The sequence below is a fragment of the Acidovorax sp. GW835-FHT14B10 genome, assembly GCF_058793725.1.
On sequence record NZ_JBXAGC010000001.1, the window covers coordinates 292769 to 312777 of the forward strand.

At 65.5% G+C, this 20009-nt stretch carries 15 protein-coding genes; 2 read left to right on the forward strand and 13 right to left on the reverse strand.

Features of this window, described 5'->3' with window-relative positions:
* Positions 1–15: 15 nt before the first annotated feature.
* The 13 genes from AC1Q5S_RS01325 to AC1Q5S_RS01385 form a co-directional block, all read right to left on the reverse strand.
* The gene (locus AC1Q5S_RS01325) at positions 16–666 is read right to left on the reverse strand and encodes a TetR/AcrR family transcriptional regulator (RefSeq protein WP_060983764.1); all 651 of its coding nucleotides are present in this window, start codon (positions 664–666) and stop codon (positions 16–18) included.
* Between the two features lie 154 nt (positions 667–820).
* Positions 821–2011 carry an acyl-CoA dehydrogenase family protein gene (locus AC1Q5S_RS01330; protein WP_060983765.1) on the reverse strand — a complete coding sequence of 397 codons (1191 nt, stop codon included), beginning with the start codon at positions 2009–2011 and terminating at the stop codon, positions 821–823.
* A 36-nt stretch (positions 2012–2047) separates the two neighbouring features.
* Positions 2048–3829 carry an acyclic terpene utilization AtuA family protein gene (locus AC1Q5S_RS01335; RefSeq protein WP_133156819.1) on the reverse strand — a complete coding sequence of 594 codons (1782 nt, stop codon included), beginning with the start codon at positions 3827–3829 and terminating at the stop codon, positions 2048–2050.
* A 57-nt stretch (positions 3830–3886) separates the two neighbouring features.
* The gene (locus AC1Q5S_RS01340; protein ID WP_060985341.1) at positions 3887–4393 is read right to left on the reverse strand and encodes a PaaI family thioesterase; all 507 of its coding nucleotides are present in this window, start codon (positions 4391–4393) and stop codon (positions 3887–3889) included.
* A 43-nt stretch (positions 4394–4436) separates the two neighbouring features.
* On the reverse strand, positions 4437–5855 hold the full coding sequence (locus AC1Q5S_RS01345; protein ID WP_066788344.1) for a vWA domain-containing protein: 1419 nt from the start codon (positions 5853–5855) through the stop codon (positions 4437–4439).
* Positions 5839–6807: an AAA family ATPase gene (locus AC1Q5S_RS01350; RefSeq protein WP_060983936.1), complete on the reverse strand. Its 969-nt coding sequence runs from the start codon at positions 6805–6807 to the stop codon at positions 5839–5841. Before AC1Q5S_RS01350 ends, AC1Q5S_RS01345 begins: the two co-directional genes overlap by 17 nt.
* Positions 6804–8054 carry an acyl-CoA dehydrogenase family protein gene (locus tag AC1Q5S_RS01355; protein WP_060983937.1) on the reverse strand — a complete coding sequence of 417 codons (1251 nt, stop codon included), beginning with the start codon at positions 8052–8054 and terminating at the stop codon, positions 6804–6806. Before AC1Q5S_RS01355 ends, AC1Q5S_RS01350 begins: the two co-directional genes overlap by 4 nt.
* A gap of 69 nt (positions 8055–8123) precedes the next feature.
* Positions 8124–9284 (reverse strand): acyl-CoA dehydrogenase family protein, encoded by a 1161-nt coding sequence (locus AC1Q5S_RS01360; protein ID WP_060983938.1) that lies wholly within the window; start codon positions 9282–9284, stop codon positions 8124–8126.
* A 62-nt stretch (positions 9285–9346) separates the two neighbouring features.
* Entirely contained in the window at positions 9347–11308 is a 1962-nt protein-coding gene (locus AC1Q5S_RS01365) for an acetyl/propionyl/methylcrotonyl-CoA carboxylase subunit alpha (RefSeq protein WP_060983939.1), read from the reverse strand.
* An 8-nt stretch (positions 11309–11316) separates the two neighbouring features.
* Positions 11317–12936 (reverse strand): acyl-CoA carboxylase subunit beta, encoded by a 1620-nt coding sequence (locus AC1Q5S_RS01370; protein WP_060983940.1) that lies wholly within the window; start codon positions 12934–12936, stop codon positions 11317–11319.
* 16 nt (positions 12937–12952) lie between these two features.
* Positions 12953–15085, reverse strand: a complete 2133-nt coding sequence (locus AC1Q5S_RS01375; protein ID WP_060983941.1) for a 3-hydroxyacyl-CoA dehydrogenase NAD-binding domain-containing protein — start codon at positions 15083–15085, stop codon at positions 12953–12955.
* Between the two features lie 54 nt (positions 15086–15139).
* Positions 15140–16348, reverse strand: a complete 1209-nt coding sequence (locus AC1Q5S_RS01380) for an acetyl-CoA C-acetyltransferase (RefSeq protein WP_060983942.1) — start codon at positions 16346–16348, stop codon at positions 15140–15142.
* A gap of 54 nt (positions 16349–16402) precedes the next feature.
* On the reverse strand, positions 16403–17539 hold the full coding sequence (locus AC1Q5S_RS01385; protein WP_060983943.1) for an acyl-CoA dehydrogenase family protein: 1137 nt from the start codon (positions 17537–17539) through the stop codon (positions 16403–16405).
* Positions 17540–17684: 145 nt separating this feature from the next.
* On the opposite strand from AC1Q5S_RS01385, the gene AC1Q5S_RS01390 reads away from it, so the two are divergent.
* Both AC1Q5S_RS01390 and AC1Q5S_RS01395 read left to right on the forward strand, forming a co-directional pair.
* Complete coding sequence (locus AC1Q5S_RS01390) at positions 17685–18311, forward strand: TetR/AcrR family transcriptional regulator (protein WP_060983944.1); 627 nt, start codon at positions 17685–17687, stop codon at positions 18309–18311.
* A gap of 83 nt (positions 18312–18394) precedes the next feature.
* Entirely contained in the window at positions 18395–19993 is a 1599-nt protein-coding gene (locus AC1Q5S_RS01395) for a long-chain fatty acid--CoA ligase (RefSeq protein WP_492238231.1), read from the forward strand.
* Positions 19994–20009: the final 16 nt, after the last annotated feature.

The window sequence follows — 20009 nt, forward strand, 5'->3', positions numbered from 1 at the left end:
GTCAGTCGCCATATGCTATCGCGACGTGTCGTGCATCACCAGCGCCACCATCGCGTCGGTCAGGTCATCCAGCGAAGCTCCATTCTTTGCGTCGAACCACTGTAATGACCAGTTCAGTGAGCCGAAGATCAAATGGCGCGCCAAGGGTACCTCGGCCCGCAGACAGCCGGTTGATGCGAGTTCATGGAGCACGGGCGTCCATGCTGCTTCGTAGTTGCCTTGAAGCTCTTCGATGAGACGGAGCTGCCGAGTGTTGAGTGCGCGCGACTCGTAGAGTACTGCCCACATGAAGTCGCTGTTCGATTCCAGTAGCGTTTCGAAATGCAAACGGATCAGCTGCCGCAGCGTGGCCGCAGAGTCGTGTTTCCCACGCAGGACAATCGTCTGGCGCGCCAGAGCGCTGCGCATGCCTTTCTGCATCACCTCGTACAACAGCGCCTCCTTGCTCTTGAAGTGACAAAAGAGCGACCCGGAATGCATGCCGGCGGCAGAGGCGATGTGACGTGTGCTTGTACCGTTGAAGCCATGACGCCGAAACAAATTCGCCGCGGCCTGGATGAGGTCTTGTCGGCGGTTGCCGTCGTCGCGCTGGTCTGGTGTCTTGCGCGGTCGGCCTCGCGGTCGCTTGGCCGCTGCGGAAGCGGGTCGGGAGCGAGTGGAGCACATGTTCAGAGAGCAGGTGGCTGCACCTGCCAATAGCAGCGGTGCACAAACACGTGAATTTCTGAAAATTGCGACCGACAGCCGCAGTGCCGCGAGTCCCGGTTCGGGAGCCTGATGCCGGGGATGGCGTTCATCCGGTCAACTGGGGTTTCCAGGTTCAATACGACTTTGGCAAACCCAGCACGTGTTCGCCGATGTAGTTGAGCAGCATTTCGTTGTTGATCGGCGCGATCTCCAGCAGACGCACCATCGGCCAAAGCGTCACGATGTCGTAGTCGCGGTCAAAACCGTAACCGCCGTGGGTTTGCAGCGCAGCCTCGACGGCGGCCACGGCAGCCTGCGAGCCCAGCAGCTTGGCCATGTTGGCGTGCGCGCCGGCATCTTCGCCAGCGTCGAAGCGTTCGGCGGCGTTGTAGGTCATCAGGCGCGCCGCCTCGATCTGGGCCTTGGCCTGCGCCATGCGGTGCTGCAGCGCCTGATACGAGCCGATCGGCTTGCCGAAGGGCTTGCGATCCTTCGCATAGGCCACCGCCTTGGCCAGCGCATAGTCACCCAGGCCGATGGCGGCGCCAGCGGCCAGGAGGCGCTCGGAGTTCAGGCCCTCGAACATCAGCTTGGCGCCCTTGCCGGCCTCGCCGATCAGCGCGTCGGCGGGCAGCTTGACGTTGTCGAAGAACACCATGTACTGGCGCTCGGCGGTCTCGACTTGGATGTTGAGTTGCGTCAGCTGGATGCCGGGCGTCTTCATGTCCAGCACGAACAGCGACATGCCTTCGGTGCGGTTTTTGACCTCGGCGGCGCGTGTGGTGCGCGCCACCACGAGCATGTGGTCGGCATCGCGTGCCCCGGAGATGAACACCTTCTGGCCGTTCAGCACCCAGCCGTCGCCGTCAGGCGTGGCCAGTGTGCTCATCGCGAAGCTGTTGGTGCCGGCATTCGGTTCGGTGATGGCAAAACACATCTTCGTCTCGCCGGTGCAGGTCGGCGTGACGAACTTGCGGATCTGCTCGGGCGTGCCATGGCGCGCGATCGGCACCCGGGCCAGTCCGGTGACGACCAGAAACAGCGTGGGCACGCCGGCCAGCGCGAGCGCCTCGTTGAGCGCGGTGATCTCCAGCACGCCGCCGCCGGAGCCGCCGTATTCTTCGGGGATCGACAGGCCGAGCAGGCCGAACTCGCCCAGCTTTTGCCACAGTTCGTCAGGGAAGCGGTCTTCCTTGATGCACTGGAGGATGTAGCTGCGTGGGTACAGCGCGGTGACGCCGCGCGCGGCTTCCTGCACGTCGCGGATGCGCGCGCGCAGAGCGGCGGCGGTGTTGTTGCCGGTGGGGGTAGAGGAAGTGGTCATGGTGTTGGTCTCCGTGTTGTTGGGTCGTGGGGTCTGTCAAAGTGCCATGTCGGCCGGGATGGGTACCGGAAAATCGAGCAGCATCTGCGCAAACGCTTTGCCTTGCGAGTCCATTCGGACCGAAGCGATGCCGCCGCCGCCCAGGGCTTCGTGCATCAGAAAGTTCAGCGCGTGCGTGCCGGGCAGGTCAAAGCGTTGCACGCTGCCCTTGACGAGGTGGGCAAACCAGGCCGCCACCGCCTGTTCCGTCAGTGCGGCGCGGATGAAGGGCAGGTAGTCGGGCTTGCGCGCCAGGATGCCGATGTTGGCGGCGTCGCCCTTGTCGCCACTGCGTCCCCACGCCAGCCGCACCAGCGGCACGGTGCGGGTGCCACGCGCAAAGGCGTCTGCGGGGGGCAGGGGGCCGCCGACCGGGGGCAGGGCCGCCGGATCGAAGGGCTGGCCGTGCCACGGCGGCGGCGCGACGGCCTGGCCGCCCATGTCGATGCTCGCGGCCACCTGTTTCTTGGGAACGAGGCAGGAGAACAAGCGCACCACCGGCTGCACCTTGGGCCTGCCGCCCGTGAAGCCGGTGATGGCCGGGGCCGACATCAGGGCCAGCGGCGCCACTTCGCGCGAAAACAGTTCGAGCGCGTCCTTGAGTGGGTGGCGCACACCGACCTTGAGCATGACTTCACGCGCATCAGGCCGTGCATGCGGGCCGTAGGTGTCTTCGGCGCCGATGGCTTCGACACAGGTTTCTGTGAAGTCGGGCCAGCCGCGCTGCGCATAGTGGCGGCGCATGCGCGCCAGCATGGCCGCGCCGACGCGCTGCGCCTTGGCGCCGGCATCGATGCCGCCGATCATGAACAGGCTCATGGCGCGAAAGCCGTCGGCGTAGGTGACGCTGACCTTGGCCTGGTCGGTCGGTGCGCGGCCGCGCGCGCCCTTGACTTCGACGCGGTCGGGGCCGATCTGCGTGAGCGTTACGCCGGTGAAGTCGCACACCACGTCGGGCAGGATGTAGGCGCGCGGGTCGCCGATCTCGTAGAGCATCTGCTCGCCCACGGTCGAGGGGCAGACCAGCCCGCCGGTGCCTTCGGGCTTGGTGATGATGAAGCTGCCGTCGGCGCGGCACTCGGCGATCGGAAAGCCCATGTCGTCCCAGCCCGGCACCGTGTCCCAGTCGGTGTAGTTGCCGCCGGTGGCCTGCGTGCCGCACTCGATCAGGTGTCCGGCCAGGCTGCCAAGCGCCAGGCGGTCGTATTCGTCGGCGGTCCAGCCAAAGGCATGGATCAGCGGCGCCAGCGTCACCGCGCTGTCGACACAGCGTCCGGTGACGACGATGTCGGCGCCGGCTTGCAGCGCAGCCGCAATCGGGAAGGCGCCCAGATAGGCGTTGGCGCTCATCACCTTCTGCGGGAACGGCGCACCGGAGAACATTTCCTGGGTGCCGGCGGCCCGCAGTGCCTCCACCTGCGGCATCAGGTCGTCGCCCAGCACGGCGGCGATCGCCAGGTCGACGCCCTCGGCCTGGGCCGCCGCAACCAGCGCGGCGCGGCAGGCGGACGGGTTGACGCCGCCCGCGTTGGCAATGACCTTGATGCCGCGCGACTTCAGCTCCTTCATCAGGGGCTGGAGGGTGGCCACGAAATCCGGTGCGTAGCCCTGCGCCGGGTCTTTGGCCTTGGCGCGGCTGAGCAGCGACATGGTGATCTCGGCCAGATAGTCGAACACCAGGACATCGATGTTGCCTTGCTGCACCAATTGGGCGGCGGCGAATTCTGTGTCGCCCCAGAAGCCCGAGGCACTGCCTATGCGCAGGGTGGTCTTGGTCATGTTTGTCTCCGGTGGGTTGGGTGAAGTGGTGGGACAGGGGCTGGCGGCCGTCTGGTATCAACGGGCTGCGACAATCTTGTTGCGCGGCCAGAAGACGCGCCAGATGCCTTTGGCCGTCGCGCAGACCTTGCCGTTGGCATCGACGAAGTCGCCCTCGGCAAAGGCGGTGGACTTGCTCACGCGCACGATGCGGCCATGCGCCTCGAAGTGCGAGCCCATAGCGGCGTCGAGGAAGGTGATGTCGAGATTGATGGTGAACTGGCGCAGGTCGGTGGGGTTGATTTCTTTCGCTTCGGGAAGGTCCATGAGCGCCGACATGATGGCCCAGCCGAGCGCGCCGTCGAACATGTAGGAAATGACGCCGCCATTGAGCACACCGCTGTTGAGCTCGTTGTCGGTGCCGCCGCCGCCGAGCTGGGTCGGCTGCACTTGCGGCAGGCGCACGGTGACGCGGCCCACGCCGGTTTCTTTGACTTCGAGGCCCTGGGCTTTGAGGAACGGGCTCTCGTTCCACTTTTGCTTCCAGGCGGTGATGCGATCTTGCGGGCAGGCGGGGGTACTCAAGAAATTCTCCTCTGTGAAAAACGGGGTTGCGTGGGGATGCGTCTCAGGCGCTGGCCGCGTGCGTGCGCAGCAGCGCGTCGAGCGTGCCTTCGAGCTGCACGAGCGAGTTGCACTCTCGCGCGATGTGGCAATAGGGCGCGTAGCGCTTCATCTCCGAATCGCCCAGGCCCCAGAACGAGGTGGGCTCGGGGTTGAGCCAGATCACGCGGCGCGCGCGCTCGTAGAGCAGGCGCATGACCTCGGTGTGCGCCTCGCCGCGGTTGTTGCGCGCGTCGCCGAGGAACAGGATGGTGGTGCGGCGGTCGATCTGGTCGAGCAGTTGCTCTTCGATGTCGAGCAAGGTCTGGCCATAGTCAGTGCCCGAGCCGCCCACGGCCTGGATGACCTTGTCCACGGCCTGCTCGACCGGCAACTGCGTGAAGGTGTCGCTGACATCGACCAGATGGTTGGTGAACGCATAGCTGTGCACGCCGCTCAATTGCTCGTCCAGGCTGTATAGGAACAAGAGCAAAAAGCGCGCGTACTGGCGTACCGAGCCGCTCACGTCGCAGATGGCGATCACGCGCGGTCTATCCACCACCTTGGTGCGCCAGAAGGTCTCGAAAAGGATGCCGCCGTAGGCCGCGTTTTTGCGCAGCGTCTTGCGGAAGTCGAGCTGGCCGCGCACGCGCTGCTTTTTGCGCCGCGCGTGGCGCTCGGCCAGGCGCTTGGCCATTTTGCGCACGATGATGTGCATGCGCTCGAAGTCGCGTTTTTCGATGTTCGAGAGCTTTTGCGTCTGCAGAAAATCGTCGTGCAGCTGGCGCGTGGGCGCGGTGCCGTAGAGCGCGAGCTTGCGCTCGACGAAGTTGCGCACCTCGTTGAACAGGCGCTTGCGCGCAAGTTCGAGCTCTTTGGCGCGCTCGGGCACCATGGTCTGGCGCTTGGCGTCGGCGATTTCGCGGTCGAGCAGCTCCAGCCCCATGGCCTGCTGGATTTTTTGCGTGTAGTAGCCTTTTTGCGTGAAGAACCAGATGTCGGTCAGGCCGACTTCGCGCGCGGCCTCCTGCATGCGCTTGGCGAGTGCCGCCGAGTCGCCCGAGAGCAGCAGCTGCGACAGCGCCTGCCCGCCGCTGCCCTGGCAGCCGCCGGGGCTTCCCGAGCCCGTTTGGGGTGGTTCGTCCTTGGGCTGGTCAGGGTTGCTTTGATCCGCGCCTTGCGGGACGGCTTGGCCTGCGCCGGATGCGCTGCCCGTCGGTTTTTGGAACGCATCGCAGCGAAAGAAGCGGTCGAAGGTCTCGTCGAACAGCACGCGGTCTGCCGTGGTCTTGGCCAGCGTGGTGCCGAGCGCGTTTTTCAGCAGCGTGCGGTCGCTCCAGCCGACGAGCTCGACGGCGCGCGCCGCATCGACCTGCGCGTTCAGGTGCACTTCGAGGTCGCTGCCGCGCAGCGCCTTGAAAAAGTCTTCAAGCGTGGCTTGCATGGGACAGCTCCGCGTCCTTGCGGGCTTGTTGCAACAGATTCCCCATCTGCTCATTCGCCGTGGCAATGTCCTGCTCGAACTTCAGGAACACGTTGAGCGTGTCGCGCACCAGGTCCAGGCTCAGGTGTTCGGCATTGAGCAGCAGCAGCGTCTTGGCCCAGTCTATGGTTTCGCTGACCGAGGGGAGCTTTTTGAGATCGAGCTGGCGCACCGCCTGGATGAAGGCGACCAGCTCGCGGTTGAGCGTGCCGGACAGGCCCGGCACGCGCCGCTCGAGGATGCGGCGCTCGAGCGCCGGCTCGGGGAAGCTGATGTGCAGGTGCAGGCAGCGGCGTTTGAGCGCATCGCTCATCTCGCGCGTGTTGTTGCTGGTCAGGAAGACGATGGGCTTGACCTTGGCCTTGATGGTGCCGAGTTCGGGTACCGAGACCTGGAAGTCCGACAGCACTTCGAGCAGGAAGGCCTCGAACTCGGGGTCGGACTTGTCGATTTCGTCGATCAGCAGCACGCAGCCTTTTTCTTGGTGCAGGGCTTGGTACAGCGGGCGCGGCTCCAGAAAATGTTCGCTGAAAAACAGGTCGTCGTGCGCGTGCAGCCTGTCCATGGATTCGGCCAGGCCCTGGGCGCCCTGCATCATCTCGCCGAGCTTGTCCTTGAGCAGTTGGGTGTAGAGCAGCTGCTTGCCGTATTTCCATTCGTACAGCGCCTTGGATTCGTCCAGGCCTTCGTAGCACTGCATGCGGATCAGCGGCACGTCGAGGACTTCGGCCATGCTCTTGGCGAGCTCGGTCTTGCCCACGCCGGCCGGGCCTTCGATCAGGATGGGCTTTTCGAGCTGAAAGCCCAGATAGACCGAGGTGGCGATCGCGGGGCTCGCGATGTAGTTGGCGGCAGCGAAGCTCTGGGCGACGCGGTCTATGGATGCGAAATGGTCGGAATGCTCTGTTTTCATGAGGAGATGGAGTGGAGCAACTGCTGCCCCGTTTGGCGTTGACGAGATTGCGCGACGCCGCGCGCGATGCCCAGCACCAGACGCAGATCACGGGCGAGAGAAAGCGGCGCTGCGCCGGCTTGTGCGCTGTTTTCGGCAAAGAGCGGTGCGAGAGACACGGCTTGCGACGCCGCTTCGCAGGCCCTTTCATACGCGGTCTGCCAGCGTTCGAGCAGGCGGCGCGCGCCTACGGTGGAGTAGGCCAGCGCTTCCTCGTAGCCCTGCGTTTCGAGCTGGCGGGCGACGGCGTCGCGCACGGCATGCAGCGCCTGCCATTCGAGCTGCAGCGCACCGAGTTCGCGCACGGCGTCGGTGGCGGCTGTATTGGAGACGCTGGTATCGCCCGACGTTGCGGCCGCCATGCCGAGCGCACGCGCCAGCGCTTCGAGTTCGCATTGCATGGCGCCGAGCAGCGGGCCGAGCAGCAGCGCGTCCTCGACGGCACGCACGGGTCGTGCGATGGTTTCAAAGGCTTGCCCAGGCGCGCCTATACGCCGGCTCGCAGAAGCACGGCAAGATGCGAGTAACAGGTCGCAATGCCCCAGCGGCGCCAGACCTTGCACGCCCGCGTTCGCTTCGCGCGCGAGGCCGGGCGTTTGGGTGTCGAGCAAGAAGGCGTCGAAGCGCTTGTGCCCCTCGTGCTCGGCGCTCACGGCGAGCACGATGATGGCATCGGCGGCAGGGCCATTGCTGACGAAGGCCTTGTGGCCGTCCAGTATCCAGTGCTCGCCATCACGGTCCAGCACGGCGCGTGTGCGCAAGTGCTTGGGCTGTGCGCCCACGCCGGGCTCGGAAATGGCGAGCGCGAGCAGGCATTCACCCGCAGCCATGGACGCCAGCAGCTGTGTGAGCAGTGCGTGCGATGCGCTCAATGTGCCCGATGCGCCTTGCTGCAAGAGCGGGCCGAGCACGTAGCGCCCGAGCATCTGTTGCATCATCCAGGCCATGCCCAGCCCCAGGCTGCCCGTGGCGTGCGTGATTTGCCCCGCGAGCGCACTGACCTGCACGGCGTCGGCCACAGGAGGGCGCCCATCGGCCGAAAACCCCAGCCCCAGCATGCCGCCGCGGCCCAGGTGGGCCCACCAGTCGCGTGGAAAGCCGCCGCTGCCGTCTATGCCAGGCGCCGTCTGCAATGCCTCGCGCAGGGCACGGTGCAGGTCTTGCGGCATGGCGCCGGTAGCGGCTGCGGTGGCAAGGGTGGAGGGCATCTTGGGTAAACCTGTTGCTACCTTATATGCAGCTGCTTATGCAGGAAATTCGTGCACTGGAGACCGATTTCATGCATGGAAACCGAGCTGGCGCGAGGCCAGGTCGCGCATGACTTCTTCGGCGCCGCCGCCGATCGCGTTGACCTTGACCTCGCGGTAGATGCGCTCGACGGTGACACCGCGGATGAAGCCGGCGCCGCCGTGGATCTGCACGGCCTCGCTGGCGCAAAAAGCCATGGTCTGCGTGGCCTGGTTCTTGAGCAGACAAATTTCACCCACGGGATGCTCGCCCTGTTCGACGCGCCAGGCCAGCAGCTCGAGCATGGCCTGCGTGGCCTCGATGCGCATGGCCATGTCGGCGAGCTTGTGGCGCGTGACCTGCATGTCGATGAGCTTGCCGCCGAACATCTCGCGCTGCTTGGCCCAGGCGAGCGCCTCGTCGAGGCACACGCGCGCAAAACCGTTGCTGCCCGCAGCGAGGAAGATGCGCTCGCGGTTGAAGTTCTTCATGATGGCCTTGAAACCCTGGTTTTCCTGGCCGACCAGGTTTGTCACGGGCACGCGGCAGTTGTCGAAGTACAGCGCGGCGGTGTCCGAGCACCACCAGCCCATTTTTTTCAGCGGCGTTTGCGTGAAGCCGGGCGTGCCTTTTTCAACCAGCAGCAGCGAGACGCCGCCGGGTCCGGGGCCGCCGGTGCGCACGGCCACGGTGTAAAAGTCCGCGCGTATGCCCGAGGTGATGAAGGTCTTGGAGCCGTTGACGACGTAGTGCTCGCCCTCGCGCCGCGCCGTGGTTTTGAGATTGGCCACGTCCGAGCCGCCCGAGGGCTCGGTGATGCCCAGCGCGCTGATCTTTTCGCCGCGCAGCACGGGCGGCAGCACGCGCTGCTTGAGCGCCTCGCTGCCCACGTTGACGATGGGCGGGCAGCCTATGGTGTGCGACAGCAGGCTGGCCAGCACGCCGCCCGCGCCGCAGCGCGCGAGTTCTTGCGAGGCGATGATGGTCATGAACAGGTCGCCGTCGTTGCCGCCATAGGCCTCGGGAAAGCCCAGGCCCAGCAGGCCGACTTCGGCGGCCTTGCGATAGAGCTCGCGCGGAAAGCTGCCCACGTCGTCCCATTCATCGACGAAGGGCGTGATTTCCTTTGTAACGAAGCGGCGCATGAGGTCACGAAAAGCCGCGTGCTCGGCCGTGTAAAAAGGACTAGCTCCCTGGGCGGTGGTGGACATGGGGGGGCTCCTGTGATCTTCGCTTCGGTGGTGAGGGGTGTGCGAGCGGGGCGGGCGGCCGATCAAGCGCTTTCTTCTTGCACCAGCGACACCAGCACGGCCTTGGACGGTACCTGGTCGCCCACGCGCACGAACACCTGATCGATCATGCCGTCGCGGCGCGCGAGCAGTTGGTGTTCCATCTTCATGGCTTCGAGCACGGCCACGCGCTGGCCCTTTTCGACGCGCTCGCCGGGCTGCACGAACACGCCCAGCACCTTGCCGTTCATGGGCGCAACGATGCGCGCCTCGGCGCTGCCTTCGGCGCCGGCGGGTGGCGCGTAGGTCAGGTCTTCGAAACAGGCGCTCAGCGTCTTGAATTCCAGATGCAAGGAGCCGTTGTGGAACACCGCAAGGGCCTGCTGGCGCACGCCGTCGGCGAGCAGGCTGAGCTTCGCGCCGCTGCGTTCGAGCACCCGGATCTGGTGCACCTGCGCACCCCATTCGATGCGGTAGTCGTGCCTGTCCAGCGCGGTGACGAAGATGAGGTGGCGGTGCCCGTTTTCGCCCAGCGTCATGGGCCAGCGCGCCGGCCCCGTGGTGCGCCACGGGCGCGCGCCTGCGGGCGTGGTGGCATCGAACCAGAGCACGCCCGCAAGTGCGAGCGCGAGCGAGTCGGGCTGTGGACGCACCCACTGCGCAGCGTCGAAGTTCTGCGCGATGAAGGCCGTGGTGGCCTTGCCTGCGGCGAACACCGGATGCCCGGCCACGGCTTCGAGGAAGGAGCGGTTGTTCGCCAGCCCCAGCAACTGCGTGTTTTGCAGCGCGCCGATCAAGCGCCGGCGCGCTTCTTCGCGCGTCGCGCCGCAGGTGATGATCTTGGCGATCATCGGGTCGTAGTGCGGGCTCACGGCCTGGCCTGCGATCAGGCCATGGTCCACGCGCACGCCGGGCCCGCTGGGCGCCTGCCACACGAGCACGTCGCCGCTTTGCGGCAGAAAGTCGGCGTACGGGTCTTCGGCGTACAGGCGCACTTCGATCGCGTGGCCCGCGAGCTGCACCTGTTCCTGCGTCAGCGGCAGCGCCTCGCCGCGCGCCACGGCAATCTGCCAGGCGACGAGGTCCAGACCGGTGATGCATTCGGTCACGGGGTGCTCGACCTGCAGGCGCGTGTTCATTTCGAGGAAGTAGAACTTGCCGTCGCGGTCGAGCAGAAACTCCACCGTGCCTGCGCCCACGTAGTTCACGGCGCGGGCCGCGGCCACGGCGGCGGCGCCCATGCGCGCGCGCAGCTCGGGCGAGACGGCGGGCGAGGGCGCTTCTTCGAACACTTTCTGGTGGCGGCGCTGGATCGAGCAGTCGCGCTCGCCGAGGTGGATGATGTTGCCGTGCCGGTCGCCGAACACCTGGACTTCGACGTGGCGCGGCTCGATCACGGCGCGCTCGAGGATCAGCTCGTCGCTGCCGAAGGCGTTTTGGGCTTCGGAGCGTGCGCTGGCGAGTGCGTTGGGCAGGTCTTCGGGCTTGGCGACGAGGCGCATGCCACGACCGCCGCCGCCGGCTGCGGCCTTGACCATGATGGGAAAGCCAATTTCGCGTGCTTGCGCGATCAGCGTGGCGTCGGACTGGTCGGCGCCCTGGTAGCCGGGCACGCAGGGCACGCCCGCAGCGAGCATCAGGCGCTTGGCGCCGGCTTTGTTGCCCATGTGCAGGATGGCCTCGGGGTCTGGCCCGATGAAGACCAGCCCGGCGTCCTGGCAGGCTTGCGCGAAGGCTTCGTTTTCGGACAGAAAGCCATAGCCCGGGTGCACGGCATCGGCCCCTGTGCTGGCCGCAGCGCGCAGCAGCGCCTGGGTGTTCAGGTAGCTCTCGCGCACGGGCGGCGGGCCTATGCACACGGCCTCATCGGCCAGGGCGGCGTGCAGGGCCTGGGCGTCGGCCTCGCTATGAACGGCCACGGTGCGGTAGCCCAGGGCTTTGGCCGTGCGGATCACGCGGCAGGCGATTTCGCCACGGTTGGCGATCAGGATCTTGGTGAAACGCATGGGCTTTCTCACATCCGGCCGACACCGAAGGTGTTGGGGTTCAGTTGACGGGCTTCTGCGTCGCGGCACACGGCCAGGGTGGTGGCGAGCACGCGGCGGGTGTCGCGCGGGTCGATGATGCCGTCGTCCCAGAGACGCGCCGTGGCGAAGAAGGCGTGCGATTCCATGTCGAAGCGCTGCAGGATTTCCGCGCGCATGGCTTGCATGGCGTCGGTCGGCGGCGTCTTGCCCGTGCGGGCAAATTTTTCTTCGGTGACGATGCGCATCACCGTCGCAGCTTGCTCGCCACCCATCACGGCCACGCGCGAGTTGGGCCAGGCAAAGACAAAACGGGGGTCGTAGGCGCGGCCGCACATGCCATAGTTGCCGGCGCCGAAAGAGGCGCCGATCATCAGCGTGATGCGCGGCACGGTGGCGTTGGTGACGGCCTGGATCATCTTCGCGCCGTGCTTGATGATGCCGACCTGCTCCACGTCCTTGCCCACGAGAAAGCCCGTGGTGTTCTGCAAAAAGACGAGCGGCGTGCCCGACTGGCTGCACAGCTGGATGAATTGCGCGGCCTTGGTCGCGCCCTGCGGATCGATCGGACCGTTGTTGCCCAGAAAGCCGCAGGGCTGCCCTTCGATGGCGCCCATGCCGCACACCGTGGCGCTGCCGTACAGGGCCTTGAACTCGAGGAAGTCGGAGTCGTCGATGATGCGTGCGAGCACCTCGCGCATGTCGTAGGGGTGGCGAAAATCGACGGGCACGGTGCCCACGATCTCGTCGATGGCATAGCGCGGCTCCTTCCAGGTCCTGGAGGGGCGCAGCGGCAGCTTGTCGTTCCAGGGCAGACGCGCCACGATGTCGCGCGCAATGCGGATGCCGTCGGCGTCGTCTTCGGCCAGGTATTCGGCCACGCCCGAGGTGGTGCAGTGCATTTCGGCACCGCCCAGTTCCTCGTCGGTGGCGATTTCGCCCGTCGCGGCCTTGAGCAGCGGCGGGCCTGCGAGAAACGCCTTGGCACGGCCGCGCACCATGATCACGTAGTCGGACATGCCGGGCAGGTAGGCGCCGCCGGCCGTCGAATGCCCGTGCATCACGCAGATCTGCGGAATGCCCTTGGCCGACAGCCGCGCCTGGTTGGCAAAGCCACGCCCGCCTTCGATGAAGACCTCGCCCACGTGCATGAGGTTGGCGCCGCCCGACTCGACGAGGCGGATCACGGGCAGCTTGTTTTCCATCGCGATGGCTTCGGCACGCAGGCTCTTGCGCATGCCCATGGGCGTGATGGTGCCGCCCTTGATCGCACTGTCGGACGCGATCACCACGCAGCGCACGCCCGACACCGTGCCGACGCCGGTGATGATGCCGCCGCCGAGCACGTTTTTGTCACCATCGTCGTCGTGCATGCGCAGGCCCGCGAGCGTGGAAAACTCCAGCCATTCAGAGCCGCGGTCGAGCAGCAGCGCGATGCGCTCACGCGGCAGCAGCTGCTTGCGCGCGCGGAACTTCGCTTCCTGGCTGTTGGAGGTGTTGCGCACGCGGTCTTCCAGCGTGCGAAAGCTGTCGATCAAGGCGAGCATCTGCTCGCGCTCGCGCAAGAAACTCTCCGACTGCGGGTCAACCTGGCTCTGAATGGCGGGCATGGGGGCTATCCCTCGCTCAACGGGGATAGAAGGCGGCACCGCGCTGGGCCATGTCGCGCAGCAGCTGGGGTGGGGCGAAACGCGGGCCGACGCGCTGCGCCAGGGCTTCGCAGGTCTGGACGAATTCGGCCACGCCCACGGTGTCGATCTGGCCGATCGGGCCACCGAGGCAGGGCGGGAAACCCCAGCCCAAAATGGCACCCACGTCGGCATCGACGGGCGCGAGCAGCACCTTTTCTTCGAGGCAGCGCGCGGTCTCGACGGACTGGATGAACATCAGGCGTTGCTTGACGTCTTCCACGCTGGGCTGCGTTGCCGCCTGCGCAAACTCCTGTGCGAGGCCGCTCCAGAGGTGTTTGGGCGCGCCTTGCGGATAGTCGTAAAAGCCCTTGCCGATTTTCTTGCCCAGGCGCCCGAGCTTGTCCACCATGCGGTCGCAGACATCGTCGATGGCGCTGCGCTGGTAGGCCGCGCCGAGATCGGCGGCGGTCTGTTTGCGGATGCGCGCCATGAGTTCGAGCGATACCTCGTCGGCCAGCGCGAGCGGCCCAAGGGGCATGCCGCACATGCGGCCGGCGTTTTCGATCAGCGCCGGCGCCACACCTTCGGCAAGCAACGCCAGGCCTTCGCCGACGTAGGTCGAAAACACGCGGCTGGTGTAAAAACCGCGGCTGTCGTTGACGACGATGGGCGTCTTGCGGATGGCCTTGACGAAGTCCATGGCACGCGCGAGGCACTCGTCGCTCGTCGCCTTGCCGCGGATGATCTCGACCAGCGGCATTTTGTCCACGGGCGAGAAGAAGTGCAGGCCGATGAAGTTCGCCGGGCGCGCCGAGGCTTCGGCCAGGCCGGTGATGGGCAAGGTGCTGGTGTTGGATGCAAAGACGGCGCCGGGCGCAAGCTGGGCTTCGGCTTTGCGCGTGACATCTGCCTTGATGGCGCGGTCTTCGAACACGGCTTCGATCACGATGTCGCAACCGTCAAGCGCCGCAAAATCGGTCGTGGGCTGGATCAGCGCGAGCTTGGCGTCGCGCTCGGCCTCGCCCATGCGCTTGGCGGCCACGCGTTTGCCCCACAGCGCTTCACTGTAGCCTTTACCTTTGTTCGCGGCCTCGAGGCTGGAGTCGAGCAGCACCACCTGCATGCCGACTTCGGCGCACGCATAGGCAATGCCCGCGCCCATCATGCCCGCGCCCAGGACGCCGACCTTGCGGTAGCTGGCTTTGGGCACATCCTTGGGGCGCGAGGCGAGCTTGTTCGCGTCGCCGATGCCGAAGAACAGCGAGCGGATCATGTTCTTCGAGACCTTGCCGGTCGCGAGCTTGACGAATTCCCGCCCTTCGACCTTGCAGCCTGTGTCGATGTCCACCTGACAGCCGTTATAGACGGCGCTCAGAATGGCCTCTGGCGCAGGGTAGTTGCCAAAGGTCTTGGCGCGCAGCATGGCGTTGCCGGCCGTGAAGGTTTCGTAGCCGGCGGGGCTTTGCACCGCGCCGCCGGGCAGCTTGAAACCTTTCTGATCCCACGGCTTGACGACATGCTTGACGCCCTCGGCCAGCAGCCATTGCCTGGCGCGCGCGAGCAACTGGTCGGCCGGCACGACCTCATCGACCAGGCCGGCTTCGAGGGCTTTCTCGGGAGGCAACTTTTTGCCTTCGAGCAGCAAGGGCAGGGCGCCGCGCAGCCCGATCAGGCGCGGCAGGCGCTGCGTGCCGCCGCCCCCCGGCAGCAGGCCGATGGCCACTTCGGGCAGGCCGATCTGGGCCTTGGGGTTGTCGGCCGCGATGCGGCGGTGGCAGGCCAGCGCGACCTCATAGCCGCCGCCCAGCGTGGTGCCGTTGAGCGCGGCGACGAAGGGCTTGCCGCTTTTTTCGATGCCGCGCAGCAAAGTGTGCAGGCGCGCGACGAAGTCCATCAGGCCTTGCACCTCGGTGATCGCGAGCATCATGTTCAGGTCGGCGCCTGCGATGAAATCGGGCTTGGCCGAGGCGATGATCACGCCCTTGACGGCGGCGTCTGTCACGGCCTTGCGCACGGCCTCGCTGAACGCGGGGATGGATTGCTCGTTGAGGACGTTCATCGGCACGTCCTGCATGGCCCAGGTGATGGTGGCGATGCCTTCGGCATCCACCTTGTAGTCGATCGTCATGGTGAGAGTCCTGATAAATGGGGTGAAACCTGCGCGTTCCCGGGGGCAGCCGGGTCAGACGCGCTCGATGATGGTGGCCGTGCCCATGCCGGCGCCCACGCACAGCGTGGCCAGGCCGGTGGCCAGGTTGCGGCGCTCGAGTTCGTCGAGCAGGGTGCCCAGAATCATGGCGCCGGTGGCGCCGAGCGGGTGCCCCATCGCGATGGCCCCGCCGTTGACGTTCATCTTGTCGTGTGGGACGTTCATCACCTCCATGAAGCGCAGCACGACCGAGGCGAAGGCTTCGTTCAACTCGTAGAGATCGATGTCTGCCGCCTTCATACCCGCCAGCTTGAGCGCTTTTTCCGCCGAGTAGGAGGGGCCGGTCAGCATGATGGTGGGCTCGCTGCCGATCGATGCGAACGAGCGGATGCGGGCACGGGCTTTCAGGCCGAGCCGTTTGCCGACCTCGGCGTTGCCGATCAGCACCGCGGACGCGCCGTCCACAATGCCCGACGAGTTGCCGGCGTGGTGCACGTGCGTCATGCACTCGAGTTCCGGATAGCGCTGGAGGGCGACCGCGTCGAAGCCGTATTTCTCGCCCTGCACCTTGAACGCAGGCTCCAGCTTGGCCACCGACTCCAGGGTGGTGTCGGCGCGCATGTGTTCATCGCGCTCGAGCACGACGCAGCCGTTCACGTCTTTCACGGGCACGATCGAGCGGGCGAAGCGTGCCTCGGCCCAGGCTTGCGCGGCGCGACGCTGGCTCTCGACGGCGTAGCTGTCCACGTCCTTGCGGCTGTGACCGTACAGGGTGGCAATCAGGTCGGCCGAAATGCCCTGCGGCACGAAATAGGTCGGAATCGCCACCGCCGGATCGGCCGCCCAGGCGCCGCCGCTGGTGCCCATCGGCACGCGGCTCATGCTCTCCACGCCGCCGCCGATGACCAGGGGCGACTGGCCCGACATCACCTTGGCGGCTGCCATGTTGCAGGCTTCGAGCCCGGAGGCGCAGAAGCGGTTGATCTGCACGCCGGGAGCGGACTCGTGATAGCCGGCGGCGATGGCCGCCACGCGGGCGATGTTGGCGCCTTGCTCACCGGCGGGCTCGACACAGCCGAGGATGATGTCGTCCACGAAGGCGGTGTCCAGGGCGTTGCGGTCGCGCAGCGCCTGCAACGCCGTGATGGCCAGGCTGATGGGCGTGGTGCCGTGCAGAGCACCTGAGCTGCGGCCCTTGCCGCGCGGCGTGCGTACGGCGTCGTAAATGAATGCATCGGTCATGGTGGGTTTCCTTTTTTGAATCGGTGGAGGCGAAAAAACGGCGGACGGCGCGTTCTACAGCGTGCGGCTGATGATTTCCTTCATGATCTCGTTGGTGCCGCCGTAGATGCGCGCGACGCGTGCATCCGCATAGGCGCGGGCAATCGGGTACTCCCACATGTAGCCAAAGCCGCCGAACATCTGCAGGCATTGGTCAACCACTTTGCAGTGCAGGTCGGTGGTCCAGTACTTGGCCATCGCGGCGGTGGCAGCATCAAGCTGGCCGTCCATCAGCAGGCCGAGCAGGCGGTCGACAAAGACCTGTGCGACCTGGATCTCGGTCTTCATCTCGGCAAGTTTGAAGCGGTTGTGCTGGAAGTCGATCACGCGCTGGCCGAAGGCCTTGCGATCCTTGGTGTAGGCCAGCGTCCATTCGAGCGCCGCCTCGGCGCCTGCCACCGCGCCGATGGCGATCTGCATGCGCTCCCAGGCGAGCTCCTGCATCAGCAGGAAGAAGCCCTTGCCCTCGCCGCCGAGAATGTTGCCCGCTGGCACCCGTACGTTGTCGAAGAACAGCTCGGAGGTGTCCTGCGCCTTCATGCCGATCTTTTCGAGGTTGCGCCCGCGCGTGAAACCGGGGCGCCCAGTCTCGACCAGAAGCAGTGAGGTGCCCTTGGCGCCTTGCGTCGGGTCGGTCTTGGCGACCACGATCACCAGGTCGGCGTTTTGGCCATTGGTGATGAAGGTCTTCTGGCCATTGATGACCCATTCATTGCCGTCGCGGACCGCGCAGGTGCGCACGTTTTGCAGGTCGCTGCCCGCGCCCGGCTCGGTCATGGCAATGGCGCCAATGACCTCGCCGGTGGCCATGCGCGGCAGCCAGGCGAGCTTTTGCTCCTCGGTGCCGTAGGCCAGGATGTAGGGGGCGACGATGTCCGAGTGCAGTCCGAAGCCGATCCCGCTCGTGCCGGCGCGCGCGACTTCCTCGATCAGCACGGCGCTGTGCAGACGCATACCACCGCCGCCGCCGTAGGCTTCGGGGATGGCCGGACACAGCAGACCCGCAGCGCCTGCCTTGCGCCAGACCTCACGCGGCACGATGCCATCAGCTTCCCAGCCGGCGTGATGGGGAATGACTTCCTGCTCCAGGAAGCGACGGGCCTGGTCGCGGAAGAGTTCGTGTTCTTCGCCGAAGATGGTGCGTGTCAGCATGTCTGGGTCTGTCCTTTGAGGTGGTTTAAATCTGGCACGGTCGACAGCTGCGATGGCTTTGATTCATCCATGCGGAATGCGCCGGAAGTGTCGAGTCCGCGATCTGAAATCTATCAAACGCTTGTTAGATGATATAGTATATGGCATGACAAAAGTGCGTGACAACGGGCGAAAGGATGCGATTTTGGCCATTGCGGCGGGCCAGTTCCGGCGTCGCGGTTTCGAGCGCACCTCGGTGCGCGATATCGCCGAGGCGCTGGGAATGACCTCGGGCTCGCTCTTCTATCACTTCGCCACCAAAGAGGAATTGCTGGTGGCGGTGATGGAGGGCGGTGTTCGCGACATCATGCAGTCGGTGCGCGACGGGCTGGCCGGTGAGACCCGCTTGCCCGAGCGGCTGCTGTCGATGGTGCGCAGCCATCTGAAGGCTTTGCTGGGCCCGAGACTCGACGCGATGACGGTGCTGCTGTATGAATGGCGCAGCCTGTCGCCCGCCGCCCAGTCCCGGGTGCTGGCATTGCGCGATGCCTACGAGGCCTTGTGGATGGAGCCGATCAATGAGGCTGTGGTGTTGGGCCTGGTCGAATCCGATGCCGTGCTGGTGCGGCAGACGGTGCTCGGTGCCCTCAACTGGACGGCGCAGTGGTACCGGCCCGAGGGGCGTCTGGATGTCGATGCGCTGGCGCAGAGCATGTACGCGATGCTGTTTCCTCGCGTGGCGGCCGCATCGGGCGCGAAGTCAACCTCTACCCTATCGGGTAGGGGGAACTGACTTTTGAGTTTTTAGTTGAGTTTTTAGTTGGGTCTGCAATGACAATTTTTTGGAGTTGAACCATGCGTATGCAATCGACCATGATGCCAGTGCCGCTGTCGCTCAATCATTTCCTGGAGCGGGCCAGGCTGTACCACCCGAAGGTGGAAATCGTTTCGCGGATGCCTGACAAGTCACTGCATCGCCATACCTACGCCGACTTCCACCGCCGGGCCAAGGGTCTGGCCGAGGCGCTGGTCACGGCCGGCATCAAGCCCGGCGATCGGGTTGCCACCCTGATGTGGAACCACTACGCCCACCTGGAATGCTACTTTGGCATACCGGCGGCAGGCGCAGTGATGCACAACCTCAACCTGCGCCTGTTTCCGCACGACATCGCGTTTATCGTCAACCACGCCAAGGACCGTTTCCTGATCGTCGACGATGTACTGCTGCCTTTGCTGGCGCAGTTTGCCAAGGATGTCAACTTCGAGCGCATTATCGTGGTTCCGCTGACCGGCAAACCAGTGGAACAGGGACACGAGGACTACGAAGCCTTTATCGGCAAGGCGACCGGCGATTTCAATTGTGTCGAGGTCGACGAAAACGCGCCCTGTGGCATGTGCTACACCTCGGGCACTACCGGGAACCCCAAGGGGGTCGTCTATTCGCACCGCTCGACCGTGCTGCATACGCTCGTGGCGGCTCTCCCGGGCGGCATCAATGTTTCTGGCACGGACACTGTGCTGCCAGTGGTGCCGATGTTCCACGCCAACGCCTGGGGCCTGCCGTTCATGTCCACCTTTGTCGGCGCCAAGCAGGTGTTTCCCGGACCGCATCTCGATTCGGAATCGCTGCTCGACTTGTACCAGCGTGAGCGCGTCACTGTGACCGGCGGGGTGCCGACGATCTGGCTGTCGTTGCTGCAGACGCTGCGTGCCAACCCGGCCAAGTACGATTTGGTGCCCGGCATGCGCATGCTGGTCGGCGGTTCGGCGGCGCCGGAGTCGCTGTTCCGTGGTTTTGACGAGTTCAATCTCGAGGTCGCGACCGCCTGGGGTATGACCGAGACTTCCCCGCTGGGCACGGTTTCGGTGCTCAAGCCGCAGATGCGCTCGCTGTCCAAGGAAGAGCAGTATGGCTTCCGCACCAAGCAGGGCATGGCCGCGCCGCTGGTCGACATCCGCCTGATCGGCGACGAGGGTGAGGTGCCGTGGGACGGCAGTTCGGTCGGCGAAATCCAGGTCCGTGGTCCGTGGGTCACCGGCGGCTACCATGATCTGCCGCTCAACGAGAGCAGCTTCACCGCCGATGGATGGTTGCGTACCGGCGACGTGGGATGCATCGACTCGGAAGGATTCCTGCGTTTGACAGACCGCACCAAGGACCTGATCAAGTCGGGCGGCGAATGGATCAGCTCGGTCGATCTGGAAAATGCTGTGATGGGCCACCCGGCGGTGCTGGAGGCATCGGTGATCGCAGTGCCGCACCCGCGCTGGGCAGAGCGGCCGTTGGCGGTGGTGGTGTTGCGCCCAGGTATGCGTGCCACCGGTGAAGAGATTCGGGACCATCTGGCCAAGACCTTCGCCAAGTGGCAGTTGCCCGAAGGCTTTGCGTTTGTGAACGAAATCCCGCGCACCTCGACCGGCAAATTCCTCAAGACCAAGCTGCGCGAGATGTACAAGGATTGGAAGTGGGAGTGAGAGTGCTGGTGAGTGG

Coding starts and splice junctions, on each gene's coding strand:
- AC1Q5S_RS01365 (WP_060983939.1), bottom strand. CDS start 11,308: ATGCGTTTCACCAAGATCCTGATCGCCAACCGTGGCGAAATCGCCTGC.
- AC1Q5S_RS01335 (WP_133156819.1), bottom strand. CDS start 3,829: ATGACCAAGACCACCCTGCGCATAGGCAGTGCCTCGGGCTTCTGGGGC.
- AC1Q5S_RS01390 (WP_060983944.1), top strand. CDS start 17,685: ATGACAAAAGTGCGTGACAACGGGCGAAAGGATGCGATTTTGGCCATT.
- AC1Q5S_RS01370 (WP_060983940.1), bottom strand. CDS start 12,936: ATGCCCGCCATTCAGAGCCAGGTTGACCCGCAGTCGGAGAGTTTCTTG.
- AC1Q5S_RS01325 (WP_060983764.1), bottom strand. CDS start 666: ATGTGCTCCACTCGCTCCCGACCCGCTTCCGCAGCGGCCAAGCGACCG.
- AC1Q5S_RS01360 (WP_060983938.1), bottom strand. CDS start 9,284: ATGTCCACCACCGCCCAGGGAGCTAGTCCTTTTTACACGGCCGAGCAC.
- AC1Q5S_RS01350 (WP_060983936.1), bottom strand. CDS start 6,807: ATGAAAACAGAGCATTCCGACCATTTCGCATCCATAGACCGCGTCGCC.
- AC1Q5S_RS01375 (WP_060983941.1), bottom strand. CDS start 15,085: ATGACGATCGACTACAAGGTGGATGCCGAAGGCATCGCCACCATCACC.
- AC1Q5S_RS01330 (WP_060983765.1), bottom strand. CDS start 2,011: ATGACCACTTCCTCTACCCCCACCGGCAACAACACCGCCGCCGCTCTG.
- AC1Q5S_RS01395 (WP_492238231.1), top strand. CDS start 18,395: ATGCCAGTGCCGCTGTCGCTCAATCATTTCCTGGAGCGGGCCAGGCTG.
- AC1Q5S_RS01345 (WP_066788344.1), bottom strand. CDS start 5,855: ATGCAAGCCACGCTTGAAGACTTTTTCAAGGCGCTGCGCGGCAGCGAC.
- AC1Q5S_RS01380 (WP_060983942.1), bottom strand. CDS start 16,348: ATGACCGATGCATTCATTTACGACGCCGTACGCACGCCGCGCGGCAAG.
- AC1Q5S_RS01355 (WP_060983937.1), bottom strand. CDS start 8,054: ATGCCCTCCACCCTTGCCACCGCAGCCGCTACCGGCGCCATGCCGCAA.
- AC1Q5S_RS01385 (WP_060983943.1), bottom strand. CDS start 17,539: ATGCTGACACGCACCATCTTCGGCGAAGAACACGAACTCTTCCGCGAC.